Genomic DNA, 13,277 nt, shown 5'->3' with positions numbered 1-13,277 from the left:
CTACCGCATCTCTTCCGGTGCTGAGGTGCCCGTAATAGACAGGCCCGACTTCAATACCGAGGCGACAGCATGCACCAGCCCGAGTCTGGCAATGCTTAATTCTCTGTTCTTATCGTTAACAAAACGTAATTCTGGATTTTCTTTACCTTTGTTCCAGTGTCCGTGGAAGGCTGCGGCAAGATCATACAGATAAAAAGCGATTCGGTGAGGCTCCTGCGAGAGTGCCGCAGCCTCGATGACGCGCGGATATTCTGCGAGCTTGGCGACAAGCTGCATCTCGGCAGGATCAACGATCGCTCCCGTCACTGCCGCGGCAAGATCAAGCGACGAGAAATCAAGATCAGGGAACGCATCCGCCGCCTGGCGGAACACTGAGCTGCAGCGTGCATGCGCATATTGTACGTAGAAGACCGGGTTATCCTTCGACTGTTCGGTCACCTTGGCGAAATCGAAGTCGAGAGGCTCGGTGTTCTTCCGGTAGATCATCATGAAGCGAACAGGATCCCGGCCGACTTCATCGACAACGTCGCGGAGCGTCACGAAGTCGCCGGACCGCTTGGACATCTTCACCGGCTCGCCGCCGCGATAGAGCTTGACGAGTTGGCAAAGCAGCACAGTCAGCTTCGCCGTCCCGCCCGACACGGCGCGCGCCAGTGCTTCCAGCCGCTTGACGTAGCCGCCGTGGTCGGCGCCAAGCACATAGATCATCTCGTTGAAGCCGCGGTCGAACTTGTCCTTGAAGTAAGCAACGTCGGCCGCGAAATAGGTATAACTGCCGTCTGACTTGATCAAAGGACGGTCGATGTCGTCGCCGACTTCCGTCGAACGAAACAGCGTCTGCTCGCGGTCCTCCCAATCCTCCGGCAACTGTCCCTTCGGAGGCGGCAGCGTGCCCTTGTAGACATGTCCCTTGAAAGTCAGGTCGTTGATCGCGGTGCGGATTCGCGTTGCGTTGTTGTCGTGCAGCGTCCGCTCGGAGAAGAAGACATCGTGATGGACGTTCAGCGCCGCCAGGTCCTCGCGGATCATCGCCATCATCGCGTCGATCACGCGCTCCTTGACGAGCGGCATCCACTTGTCGTCCGGCATGATCCGCAGGCTTGTGCCGAATTCATCCGCCAGCGCCTCACCGACCGGCACGAGATAGTCACCGGGATAGAGGCCCGCCGGGATCTCCCCAATCTCCTCGCCGAGTGCCTGCCGATACCGCAGGAACGCCGAACGCGCCAGAACATCGATCTGCGAGCCCGCATCGTTGATGTAATATTCCTTGGCCACGTCGTAGCCGGCAAAGGCAAGAAGATTGGCCAGCGCATCGCCGACAACCGCGCCACGGCAATGCCCAACATGCATCGGCCCCGTCGGGTTGGCGGAAACGTATTCGACATTCACCTTGCGTCCCGCACCGACGGTGCTGCGGCCGTAGTCGGTGCCGGCCCTCACGACGGAGGCCAGGAGCTTCTGCCAATAGGAAACCGACAAGCGAACGTTGATGAAGCCCGGTCCGGCAACGGTAACCTCGGTGATTTCCGGATCCTGCCGCAGCTTCTCGACGATGAGGTCGGCAAGCGCGCGCGGATTCATGCCGAGCGATTTTGCGAGAACCATGGCGGCATTGGTCGCCACATCGCCGTGACTTGCGTCGCGCGGTGGCTCGATATTGATACGCCCGAAATCAAGTTCAGATCGCTTTTCACGCACGATATCAAGCGCTTCTAGAATATTTTTAATTCTTGATTCGAAGTCTGTGAAAAGGTTCATCTGATCCGTCCGCTTTTTCCAGCCAAACTGGAGAATGGCGCAAAATTCAAAAGGAGGCCGGGTTCCTATGAACCTGCAGCCTCCGGGCGGGGGCGTCACTAGCGCAAATCAGGCGTGTGGTCAAACAAGCGCCTATGCGCACTGATCGCGAAAGTGTCCGTCATCCCCGCGAGGTAATCTCCCACGTGGCGCGCCCGGGCCGGTTCCGCCATCCCGACGATCTGGTCGATCCAGTAGTGTTCCTTCATCAAGAGCGGATCGGCCATGAAGGCACAGTAGAGATCGGTGACGATCGAGGCTGCTCCCTGCCGCACCCGCATCACCTCCGGATGGCGGTAGATTCGTGTCATCAGAAGATGTTTGATCTGCCGGTCGGTCTCGCTCATCTCCTCCGAGAACGTGGCGATCACCCGGCCTGCCAGCCGCACGTCGCCCGCGCTTTGCGGCCGGACCTCGCGCAGGCGCGCCTGAGCCACGCCAATGACGTCCTCCACCATCGCAGTGATCTGGCGCCTCATGATCTCATGCGTGAAGCGGCTGCTTTCCAGTCCCGGATAGCGATCATGGACCTCGCGCATCAACCGTGCGAGGAATGGAACCTCCTGCAGCATATCGAAGGTGAGATATCCTGCCCGCAGCCCATCGTCTATGTCATGGGTATTGTAGGCGATGTCGTCGGCGATGGCCGCGACCTGGGCCTCAAGGCTTGCAAAGCTCGCAAGCTCGAGATCGTGCAGGACGCAATAGTCGAGGATCGGCTGCGGGACCGGACCTCGCGTGCCCTCACTGGCCAGGGTCATCAGCGGGCCGTTGTGCTTGACGAGACCTTCGAGGCTTTCCCACGTAAGGTTCAGTCCATCGAATTCCGCGTAGCGTCGCTCCAACTTGGTGACGATGCGCAGCGACTGCGCGTTGTGATCAAAGCCGCCATAGGGCTTCAGTACCTCGTGCAGCGCGTCCTCACCGGTATGCCCGAAGGGCGTGTGGCCGAAGTCATGTACAAGGGCGACGCCCTCCGCGAGATCCTCGTCCAGCTTCAGGGCGCGTGCCAGCGCGCGTGCGATCTGCGCAACTTCGATCGTGTGCGTAAGGCGGGTGCGGTAGTGGTCGCCATCCGCAGCGATGAATACTTGCGTCTTGTGCTTTAACCGGCGGAACGCCGTCGTATGGACGATGCGATCGCGGTCGCGCTGGAAATCGGAGCGTGTCGGGCTCCCCGCTTCGGGATAGAGCCTGCCGCGCGTAACCCAAGGATCAGACGCAAAGACGGCATGCTCGCCGTAACCGAAGCCGAGGGCCTGTCTGTCGAAAGTCATTTCTCACCTGTGCCGGCCGTCCCATTGACGAGACATTCAAGCCTTCATACCTATAGTGTACGCTACAGGAAAGCCGCGGCGAACTGTCGTGAGGGTCCTGAAGACAGATCAATGGTTTGGCAGGAAGTTTTCAGGCCGATTTTTCGGCTGAACTCTTGGGGGCCAAGCGCGAAAACGAATCTCTCCGGTTCTTGACCCCGGCAGGAGGCACCGATGACACAGGAAACAGTCACCCTTTCCGATGCGGCTGCCAAGCGCATCGCCGCAATTCTCCAGGCGGAGAAGAACAAGAGCGCGATGCGCGTCTCCGTCGAAGGTGGCGGCTGCTCCGGTTTTTCCTACAAATTCGATCTGGTCGACGCTGAAAACGATGATGATCTGGTGCTCGAAAAGGGAAGCGCCAAGGTTCTGATCGACAGCCTGTCCCTCATCTATATGGGCGGCTCGGAAATCGATTTCGTCGATAACCTGCTCGGCCAGTCCTTTCAGATCAAGAATCCGAATGCCGTTGCAAGCTGCGGCTGCGGGACGAGCTTTTCAATCTGACGAAGGTCAGCGCTTCACCTCCCGCAAGCAAGGCCTGCAGCGCCGTGCGTCTTTCCAGACGCACAAAGGACGCTGTAGCACTTTGAATTGCCGCAGGTTTTATCCTTAAATCGGCTCGATTTAAGGATACATGCAGTGGCTAAAGGTAGGGTGACCCCAGCCAAAGCAGGCGGTTCGCCAGACGATTCGGGAAAGGCTGATTGCGCAATCCCGCAAGGGTAACCTCCTGCGCCAAAGTCAATGCCGCACAGATCTTGTTGCTGACGGCCTGCGCGAACGCGTCGTCGAGGACCTCGAGATCGAATTCGAAATTGAGGCGCAGCGAGCGCGGGTCGAGATTGCTCGAACCGACATAGGTCCAACGCTCATCGACGACCATCAGCTTGGAATGGTTGAACGCTCCCTGCGCCCGCCACACTCGGCAATGGCCCTTGAGAACCTGGTCGAACTGGGCGGTCATTGCCCTGTCGATGAGCGTCAGATTGTTGACTGCCGGCACGACGATGTCCACTTCCACGCCCCTGCGGGCGGCGGTCACCAAGGCGCTGACCAGTTCCTTGTCCGGAAGAAAATACGGCGACATCAGGCGAATATGCTTGCGCGCAACCGAGAAGGCGCCCATCAGCATCTTGTGATTGGTCTCATTCGTGCTGTCCGGTCCGGACGGAACCGCGCGCATGAGGAGCGGAGGCGTATCCGGTATGTCCTCCGGCACCCCGATCTTCCATTCGTCGCCCTCGAGGCTCTCTCCGCTTGAAAATTGCCAATCCTCCGCAGCGACCTGAAAAATGTCGGCAACAACGGGTCCTGTGACACGGAAATGCGTGTCGAACGAGGCCTCCTTTCCCGCCACTTCGGTCGTGAAGCCTGCGCGAATGTTCATGCCCCCGGCGAACGCGACAACGCCATCGGCCACCAGAATCTTCCGGTGGGTTCTGAGATTCGCATAGGGCAGTCTCAGCCCCATGATGATGTTGCCGTTGAAGACCGCGGTCGGTACTCCGCCCTCCTTCAGATAGCTGACGATGCTCGGCACCGAATAGCGCGCGCCGACCGCATCGATCAAAACCCTGACGCTGACGCCGCGCTTAGCGGTAGCGATAAGCGCATCGGCAAAGCGCAGGCCGATCGCATCCCTGTCAAATATGTAGCTTTCGATGAGGATGCTGCGGCGCGCACCGGCAATTTCCTCAAGCATTGCGGCATAGACGGTGTCACCACCTTCCAACATGGTAATGTGGTTTCCCGTCGACATCGCGTGCCGCGCGACCCTGTCGCCCAGCATTTTCATTGCGGCGAAGCGATGTCCGAAGCGGCTGGCGATTTCGTCATGCGTCACGTCGTAACGGCCGAATTGATCAGCACCTCGCGGGCGCAACAACGAGCGCTGCAGGCCGATGGATGTACGACGAATGCGATTGATGCCCGCAACCGCGTAGACCACCGCCCCTATCACCGGCGACAGGAGAACGACGCCGACCCAGCCGGCGGCGGCACGCACATCGTCCTTGGTCATCGCTGCGTGAACGATCGCCGGTATGCCCAAGGCGAAGGAAAGCAGCGCCAGAAAATGCGGCCAGTAGTTTTCGACGAACGCGATCATGCGCGGGACTATAGACCGAGACAGGGCGGAATCAATTCCTGCAACCGCGAGCAGAAATGCGACGCGACGGCGAGCGAGGTCGCGCCGCGTCCGATGGCGTCTCTACTGCATGTTTCCTTAGATCTTAGCCGATTTAAGGACAAAAACATGCAGCAACTCAAAGTGCTGCAGCGTCCTTTGCGCGTCTGATTAGACGCGCGGCGCTGTAGGCGCCACCGAAGTTGCAGGTATCGGATTTGTCAAAAGAATCCGCAGCCGCTACAACGAAACGTCCGCAAGGATTCAGCGATAAGAAAGGCGATGCTGGCCCATGAAGATTGCCACCTGGAACATCAACGGCGCCAAGGCGCGCCTCGACGGCCTCGTCGCCTGGCTGAAGGAATCGAACCCGGATATTGCCTGCCTCCAGGAAATCAAGTCAGTGGACGAGGCATTCCCGAGGAGTGAGATCGAATCACTCGGCTACCACGTGGAAACGCACGGCCAGAAGGGTTTCAACGGCGTTGCACTGCTCTCGAAAATACGGCCAGACGAAGTCAACCGCGGCCTGCCGGGAGACGAATTGGACGAGCAGGCACGCTTCATAGAGGGCGTCTTCTCGGTGAAGGACGGCGTGATCCGCGTGTGTTGCCTCTACCTGCCGAACGGAAATCCCGTCGACAGCGAAAAATACCCCTACAAGCTGAGTTGGATGCAGCGTCTCGCGACCTTCGCGGCGCAAAGGCTGAGGCTCGAAGAACCGCTCATTCTCGCCGGCGACTACAATGTCATACCGGAAGCCCACGACTGCTGGGACGTCAAGGTCTGGCAGAACGACGCGCTCTTCCTGCCGGAAACGCGGGCGGCTTTCCGGCGCCTTCGCAATCTCGGATTCACGGACGCCGTGCGCGCCACCTCGGACGACGTGCCGCTCTATTCATTCTGGGATTACCAGGCCGGATGCTGGCCGAAAAATTTCGGCATTCGCATTGATCACCTTATGATGTCACCCGAGGCAGCCGACAAGCTCTTGTCCACGTCGATAGAAAAGCACGTGCGCTCCTGGGAAAAACCGTCAGACCATGTGCCGGTAGCAGGCGAATTCGCCTTCGAACCGGCATAGCCGCAGGGCTGATCTAGTCGTCGTCGCCCTGCAGGTGCATGTTCTGGGACATGGTGATCGCCACGCGACGGTCGTCTTCAGTCGCCAGCGAGAAAGCCTGCTCCTGCATCGACTGCAGCCAGGGCTTGTCCTTCGGCGAACACTGGTCGAGCGCGGCGGTCATATAGGCAAGGCCACGAACGGTCTGGCCTTCCTGAAAGATGACGTTTCCGAAAACACCCATGGCTCCGGCATGGCCATTCTTGCGTGCGCGGTTCAACCATTTCTTGGCCTGTTGAACGTTGACGTTGCCGCCCTCGCCCGAAAGCAGCATGCGCGCCAGCTGGAACTGCGCCTCCGCGACACCAAACGTCGACGCCGCCTGGAAATACAACTGTCGGGCCTGTGCCAGGTCGATCTTCACCGGGCTGTCGGGAATGCCGCGCCGATAGTATCCGGCAAGCGAGATCAGCGCATTGACGAAATAACCCGTGTCTTCAGACCCGGGTTCGACGCCCTGCTGGGCAATTTCGCTGTAGATCTTGAACGCTTCTAGATCGTTCTCGGTGACCCCGTCGCCATAGGCGTACATATTTGCGAGCGCCCAGCGCGATCCCGTATGCCCTTTTTCGGCGGCATAGCGATAGGCCTCGACCGCCTCATCTTTCCTGCCGTTCTTGTAGGCGGAGAAGCCAAACTTGAAGAGAGCAAAAGGGCCCGATTCCTTGGAAATGCCGGCTCCCGGATCGAACGCTCGCGCCGGCCCTGCGGTGGAGGCACCAACCGCCAGCGACACACCGAGTACCGCAACCCTAAGCGACTTGAATTCACCCGCGAGCATCACAATCAATTTCTTCCGTTCCAGCCGGCAACGCCGAACTCACCACCGCTGCAAACATCAATCTGTGCACGGTTGCTTGCCATTCGAGTGCTCACAAATCCCTAGCAAGGCTCAGACCATGCGCATCTGTCGCTAAATTTTCCCGCGCATCTCCTCCCCCAACGCCGACCAACGATCGGCAAGGCGTTTGATGCCAATTGCGACGGGATGTCATGACAGCACGCAAACTCAATTCACCTCAAAACGCAGGTACTGCACTCGATCGCACATTTGCTGCTATCATCGCTGCTCTCATTTTGTGGCGGGAAATGGACATTGTTGAACCGGCCACGATACTAGCAAACCATAGCAGCAAATGTGTTGCTGAATCGTCACATTCGCGAACGCTCATAAGTGGTGCCGTCAGCCGAAAAATACCCCGCGCCGATAAAAGGAAGGCCCGGGGAAAACCGGGCCTCAAACACTCCGATCGATGGGATCAGAACCTGACCTTTAGCGATGTTGAGATCGCACCGACGAAATCGTTGTCGAAGTCGTAGGTCACCTCGTCACCGAACACCTCACCATTGTGGGTCGTCGGGCCGGACTCGCCGCTTGTCAGAATACCGACGGCACCTGCAAGCCGGAGTTCGACATTCTCCGTTGGCGTGTACGATACGCCGGTGCCGAGGGTCCAGGTGTCAGTCTGTGTGCCGACGCCTGTACTAGTTCCACGGTCCCACGTAAGGCTGAGGGCGCCGCTCCACTGGTCGTTGAACTTGTGACCGATACCGCCTGTGATGGTCCAGCCGTCACGATACAAGAGATCAAGGCTCGTGCACGGCGTGAGTGGCGATACCGTCGCCGGGCAGAATTCAAGTACCTGCAACTGGCTCCAATCGGTCCACTTCACAGAACCGAATGCCAGCCAGTTGGGAGCGATGCCGGACTGCACCTTGAGCTCCAACGAATCCGGCATCGAGGCCGACCCGGAAACGTCGTACTTGGTACCCCTGATCGGGCCGAACGGAGTGGGAAATGCAAACTGCGTCAGGTCGATGAATCCGGATAAATTGTCCAGGTCCACCTTGCTGTTGTAAACGAGACTCGCGCGCATCGCGTATTCCGGAATCTCATAGGCTACACCGGCCCTCCATCCCCAGCCGTCGCCCTCGAGCTCGAGCCGACCAATACCGGTCAGCGGCGCAACTGCAATTGCCGGCGCGACAAGCCGATCCTTGAAGCCACTAACTTCCTGGTAGAAGCCACCGCCAATAACGCGAACGAAGCCCGGCCCCATTTCCCATTTGTAGGAGCAAGTCGCCGCGTAGTTGTCGCTTTCGACCTTCGTTTCAATATTGTCGTTCGCCCCCATCCAGTTCTTGCCGGGATTGGTGTGGGCGCCCCAAGGCTGAGAGTAGTCCGCCATACAGTCAATACTGTCACCCAAACCAGCCTTTACACCTATGCGGGGCGCCCAATAACTTTCGGTATCTTCCACGGTGGTGCTGCCGCCGCCTATCCCGTTGGATCCGATACCATTCGCAGGGTTGATGTCCGTAACGTTGTTCAGTTCGCGCTGCGGATTGACGTAGGTCGCCGTTGCTTCGGCGGCATAATCCGACGGGTCGAACAACAGATCGATATTATAACCGCTGCGCTCAAGCCCCCCAGCGTGCGCAGCCGATACCACGAGCATTCCGGCGACGATCGCCAAAACGCCCTTCTTCATTCCAATTTGAGCCATTAAGCTCCTCCCCTGCACTTTCAGTGTGCGACAATCCACCTCATGTCGCGCTTGGCGGGGAGTATCCTCACGATTACGTGAAATGGCAAACCGCGGACTGACGGGATTCGCCAGCGGATCGGCCATCAAATTTACGTAAGAATTTCAAGATCTAGACACAATCTGAGAATCCCGGAACGGTTTTCCAACCGACAGGCAAACATACGGGATAGTTGAAAAAAATATTCCACTTCTACGCCGAAGTGTGACCGAGGAACAACAATTTCGCTTTTTGCGCCATCAAGACGCAAGCATCTTTGGACAGGCGGTCAATAAAACTAAAGCGTGTATTGCAGCGTTCAATCGCGTTGGATCCACGGCTGATTCGAATATCCTGGTACAGAATAGAAAATCCGCGGCATTTCTACCGCGGATTGCGATTTCTTCTGCATATTGTGGTAAAGCGACGAAACTCCAGGCGAAAATACGTTGCCTGTTCCTTGCTTTAACCCGCTTCCGACACGCGGCTGAGCGCGACCCCAAGCGAATCCTTTTGCTGGTCCAGTTCCACGAGCCTTTCGCGCTCCGCCTCGACCAACTCGGCCTTCGCGTTGGCGACAAACTTCGCGTTGGCGAGCTTGACGAGAATTCTCTCGCGCTCGACCTCAACCTTGGCGATTGCCTTCTCCAGCCGGATCCTCTCTGCCGCAAGATCGATAAGGTTGCCGAGCGGCAGGCAGGCGGTCGCTTCGGCAACGACGATCTGGGCGCTGCCGCGCGGCGCCACAGCAGCGTGCTCAACGCTCTCCACTCTCGCCAGGCGCTTTATTGCGGAGGCATGCCGGTCAAGGCGCTCGCTCGTCAGTCCATTTGCACCGACGATCACGAGCGGCGCCGTCGCCGCCGGCGGAACGTTCATTTCCGCCCGCACCGAGCGAATGCCCGAGACCAAATCGATCAACCAGTTGATTTCGTCGGCGGCGGCATCATCCGCGTAGAAAGCGGAGGGCCACTCGGCATGGCACAGCAACGTATCACGCTCGCGTCCGGGGCCAGCGGTCTTCTCCCAAAGCTCCTCCGTCATGAAGGGCATGAACGGATGCAAGAGCTTGTAAGTCTCGTCCAATACGTAAGCGACGCAGGCCTGCGACTCGCGCTTGGCCTCCTGGTCGTCGCCGTTGAAAACGGGCTTCAGCAATTCAAGGTACCAGTCGCAGAACTGGTTCCAGACAAAACGATAGAGGCCGCCGGCCGCTTCGTTGAAGCGGTATCCGTCGATCGCCTCCGTCACGTCGCGGATCGTTCGCGAAAGCTCGGTCAGAATCCAGCGGTTGATGGTCAGCGACGTAGCTTCGGGAATGAACCCTTCGCTGCTCGTCACGCCATTCATCTCGGCGAAACGCGTGGCATTCCAGAGCTTGGTGCCGAAGTTGCGGTAGCCGGCAATGCGGGCCGGGTCGAGTTTCACGTCGCGCCCCTGCGCCGCCATGATCGCCAAGGTGAAGCGCAGCGCGTCGGCGCCATATTCGTCCATCAGTTCCAATGGATCGATGACGTTGCCTTTCGACTTCGACATCTTCTGGCCGTTCTTGTCGCGAACGAGCGCGTGGACATAAACCGTGTGGAACGGTTCGACGGGCGTGCCGTCGGCGTCCTTCATGAAATGAAGACCCATCATCATCATGCGGGCGACCCAGAAGAAGATGATGTCGAAGCCCGTCACCAGAACATCCGTCTGGTAGTATCTTTCGAGTTCCGACGTTTCGTTGGGCCATCCGAGCGTCGAGAACGGCCAGAGCGCCGACGAGAACCATGTGTCGAGCACATCCTCGTCGCGCGTCAGGATTTCGCCCGGCTTGAAGTTTTCGAGAAGATCTTCGACATAGGCCTTCATCGGCCCTTCATGCGCGATGTAATGCTGGATCGCGGCATGCAGCGCCTCCTCCTCCGTCTTCTCGACGAAGATCTGGCCGTCGGGACCGTACCACGCGGGTATCTGATGCCCCCACCAGAGCTGGCGCGAAATGCACCAGGGCTGGATGTTCTCCATCCATTCGAAATAGGTCTTTTCCCAGCTCTTCGGAACGAAGTTGGTCCGGCCCTCCCTGACCGCGGCGATCGCGGGCCTGGCCAAGGTCTTGGCATCGACATACCATTGCTCGGTCAGCCGCGGCTCGATCGGCACGCCGCCGCGGTCGCCATGCGGCACGGTGTGCCTGTGCGGCTCGATGTGATCGACGAGCCCCGCCTCTTCGAGGATCTCGACGATCAGCTTGCGGGCCTCGAAACGGTCCTTGCCTTCGAGCTGATCCCAGGCGCCGTGAAGCGCAGCCGGGTGATCGAGGCCTTCAAGGAAGTCCTCGTTGTTCTTGATCGTGATCCGCCCGTCCGCCGTCAGGACATTGACCTGGCGAAGCCCTCTCCGTTTGCCTACATCAAAGTCGTTGAAGTCGTGGGCCGGCGTCATCTTGACGGCGCCGGTGCCAGTCGCCGGATCAGGGTATTCATCCGCAACGATCGGAATCTGTCGCCCGACGATCGGCAGGATTACGTGCTTGCCGACAATACCCTTATAGCGAACGTCATCCGGATGAACCGCAACGCCGGTATCGCCGAGCATCGTCTCCGGACGGGTCGTGGCAACGACGAGATAGTCGCGGGTCTCCCATTCCGTCGCGTTGCCGTCTTCATCAAAGGCCACGGGATGCTGGTATGTAACGCCCTCTTCCAGCGGATACCGCAAATGCCAGAGATGGCCATTGACCTCGACCTGCTCGACTTCGATATCCGAGATCGCCGTCTGCAGCTTCGGGTCCCAGTTGACAAGACGTTTGTCGCGATAAATCAGGCCTTCCTTATAGAGGCTGACAAAGACCTCGATTACGGCCTCGGACAAACCGTCGTCCATTGTAAAGCGTTCGCGCGACCAGTCGCACGACGCCCCCAGCCGCTTCAACTGGTTGAAGATCAGACCACCGGACTCGGCCTTCCACTCCCAGACCTTTTCGACGAACGCCTCGCGCCCCATATCGCGCCGGCCGGGCAGTTTTCTTTGCGCGAGCTGACGCTCGACGACCATCTGCGTGGCGATGCCGGCGTGATCCATGCCCGGCTGCCAGAGCACATCCTTACCGCGCATACGCTCGAAACGCACCATGATGTCCTGCAGCGTGTTGTTCAGCGCATGGCCCATATGCAACGAGCCCGTCACGTTCGGCGGCGGAATCACAATGCAGAAGCTGTCGGCGCCGGGCTTTGAGCCGGCGCCCGCACGAAACGCGTTTTCTTCGTCCCACTTCTTGGCGATACGCGGGTCGACGGCTGCGGAATCGTAGGTCTTATCAAGCATTTTTCGGCCAGTTTTTTGGAGATTGATGTCAGCGTTTTGTAAACCGGAAGGCCCAGCGCAAGTCAACACAAACGGCAAAAAAGCCGCAAGCGATTACGCCCGCGACTTTGGCTCTCCGCAGAAGCCCGCGTCAGCGACGAGGACCGCGCGCGACGCGTTCGATTTCCTCGCGCACCAAACGCTCGACCAAGGTTGGCAGATTATCATCCAGCCACTCCTGCAGCATTGGTCGAAGCATCGCTTCCGCAATCTCGTCGAAGGAACGCCTGGGTCCCTGCTCGACAGCATGGGCAAGGTCTTCGAATGAGCGCGCCACCTGGCGGCTGACCGCCGGCGACACGATCGCGCCCAGCGGCGTCTCTTCGGTGTCGGCCACTTTCTCCCGAATGGTCGCCGCCTGTGACGACGCGCCGGGCTCGGGAACCATCCGCTCTGCAGCAACATCCCCGACAGGCTCGTCTTCCGACTTCCTGACGCCCGCGTTTACCGGAGTCGCAGGCGAAGAGACCGCCGCCATTCGCGAAGTAATTACCGGATTATCCTGCACCGGAGACGTAGGGGCCGGGCCGACGTGATCCTTTGAAGCATAGTTCACCGCGTGACGTTCGGAGGCGGCTCTCACCCTTGCCGCGACGTCGGCGAGGGAAAGCGGCGGCTGCGGCGAAGCCTGGGTTTCTGCCGTATTGCCGGTTGCATCGGCAGCAGACACATAGGGCTGCGTCTTTGTCGACGGACGGGGCTCTTCGGATGCGCCAAACGCGGCGGCCTCGATTTCCGAGTCGATTGTCAGTTCGATGTCGTCATCGGTTTCGTCTTCGAACTCGTGCCGGACAGAGGACCCTATCTGCCCAGGCTCGTTGTTCTCGATGATCTTGCGAATGGACGCCAGAATCTCGTCCATCGAAGGTTCACGCGCGACATTGAGCTGTGCCATTTCCATCCTCGTTTGGTGCGGCCAATCACGGACTTGCAAAGCGTCCGCGTGCCGATTTCAAACAGACCTTAGGTGAGTTCGCGAACGAAACAAACGTCACGAATCAACCATGGAGATTCTTGCACAGATTTGTTTTTGGGG

Annotated in this window: 9 protein-coding genes; 2 read left to right on the top strand and 7 right to left on the bottom strand. The window is 58.9% G+C overall.

All coding sequences use genetic code 11. The features are described from left to right. Both argS and RB548_RS06800 read right to left on the bottom strand, forming a co-directional pair. Complete coding sequence (gene argS, locus RB548_RS06805) at positions 1-1,761, bottom strand: arginine--tRNA ligase (protein WP_331374205.1); 1,761 nt, start codon at positions 1,759-1,761, stop codon at positions 1-3. A 98-nt stretch (positions 1,762-1,859) separates the two neighbouring features. Beyond that, positions 1,860-3,077 carry a deoxyguanosinetriphosphate triphosphohydrolase gene (locus tag RB548_RS06800; protein ID WP_331374204.1) on the bottom strand — a complete coding sequence of 406 codons (1,218 nt, stop codon included), beginning with the start codon at positions 3,075-3,077 and terminating at the stop codon, positions 1,860-1,862. Positions 3,078-3,290: 213 nt separating this feature from the next. On the opposite strand from RB548_RS06800, the gene erpA reads away from it, so the two are divergent. Further along, entirely contained in the window at positions 3,291-3,623 is a 333-nt protein-coding gene (gene erpA / locus RB548_RS06795; protein ID WP_225106111.1) for an iron-sulfur cluster insertion protein ErpA, read from the top strand. A gap of 139 nt (positions 3,624-3,762) precedes the next feature. On the opposite strand, the gene RB548_RS06790 is transcribed toward erpA, so the two are convergent. Continuing rightward, positions 3,763-5,226 (bottom strand): phospholipase D-like domain-containing protein, encoded by a 1,464-nt coding sequence (locus tag RB548_RS06790; protein WP_331374203.1) that lies wholly within the window; start codon positions 5,224-5,226, stop codon positions 3,763-3,765. A 310-nt stretch (positions 5,227-5,536) separates the two neighbouring features. On the opposite strand from RB548_RS06790, the gene xth reads away from it, so the two are divergent. Next, positions 5,537-6,328: an exodeoxyribonuclease III gene (gene xth, locus RB548_RS06785; RefSeq protein ID WP_331374202.1), complete on the top strand. Its 792-nt coding sequence runs from the start codon at positions 5,537-5,539 to the stop codon at positions 6,326-6,328. 13 nt (positions 6,329-6,341) lie between these two features. On the opposite strand, the gene exoR is transcribed toward xth, so the two are convergent. From exoR to RB548_RS06765, 4 genes are all read right to left on the bottom strand, one after another. Then, a complete protein-coding gene (gene exoR, locus RB548_RS06780; RefSeq protein ID WP_331374201.1) occupies positions 6,342-7,148 on the bottom strand; it encodes an exopolysaccharide production regulator ExoR in 807 nt (268 codons plus the stop codon). 478 nt (positions 7,149-7,626) lie between these two features. After that, on the bottom strand, positions 7,627-8,874 hold the full coding sequence (locus RB548_RS06775) for an OmpP1/FadL family transporter (protein WP_331374200.1): 1,248 nt from the start codon (positions 8,872-8,874) through the stop codon (positions 7,627-7,629). A 484-nt stretch (positions 8,875-9,358) separates the two neighbouring features. After that, positions 9,359-12,202 (bottom strand): valine--tRNA ligase, encoded by a 2,844-nt coding sequence (locus tag RB548_RS06770; protein ID WP_331374199.1) that lies wholly within the window; start codon positions 12,200-12,202, stop codon positions 9,359-9,361. Positions 12,203-12,332: 130 nt separating this feature from the next. Beyond that, positions 12,333-13,136: a PopZ family protein gene (locus tag RB548_RS06765; protein ID WP_331374198.1), complete on the bottom strand. Its 804-nt coding sequence runs from the start codon at positions 13,134-13,136 to the stop codon at positions 12,333-12,335. Positions 13,137-13,277 lie beyond the last annotated feature (141 nt).

It is taken from the genome of Sinorhizobium chiapasense, assembly GCF_036488675.1.
GTDB lineage: Bacteria > Pseudomonadota > Alphaproteobacteria > Rhizobiales > Rhizobiaceae > Sinorhizobium > Sinorhizobium chiapasense.
This window is presented reverse-complemented; position numbering and strand designations above follow the sequence as displayed.

Bases quoted from the DNA above. Each gene is read 5' to 3' on its own strand.
- argS (WP_331374205.1), bottom strand. From the start codon at position 1,761: ATGAACCTTTTCACAGACTTCGAATCAAGAATTAAAAATATTCTAGAA.
- RB548_RS06800 (WP_331374204.1), bottom strand. From the start codon at position 3,077: ATGACTTTCGACAGACAGGCCCTCGGCTTCGGTTACGGCGAGCATGCC.
- erpA (WP_225106111.1), top strand. From the start codon at position 3,291: ATGACACAGGAAACAGTCACCCTTTCCGATGCGGCTGCCAAGCGCATC.
- RB548_RS06790 (WP_331374203.1), bottom strand. From the start codon at position 5,226: ATGATCGCGTTCGTCGAAAACTACTGGCCGCATTTTCTGGCGCTGCTT.
- xth (WP_331374202.1), top strand. From the start codon at position 5,537: ATGAAGATTGCCACCTGGAACATCAACGGCGCCAAGGCGCGCCTCGAC.
- exoR (WP_331374201.1), bottom strand. From the start codon at position 7,148: ATGCTCGCGGGTGAATTCAAGTCGCTTAGGGTTGCGGTACTCGGTGTG.
- RB548_RS06775 (WP_331374200.1), bottom strand. From the start codon at position 8,874: ATGGCTCAAATTGGAATGAAGAAGGGCGTTTTGGCGATCGTCGCCGGA.
- RB548_RS06770 (WP_331374199.1), bottom strand. From the start codon at position 12,202: ATGCTTGATAAGACCTACGATTCCGCAGCCGTCGACCCGCGTATCGCC.
- RB548_RS06765 (WP_331374198.1), bottom strand. From the start codon at position 13,136: ATGGCACAGCTCAATGTCGCGCGTGAACCTTCGATGGACGAGATTCTG.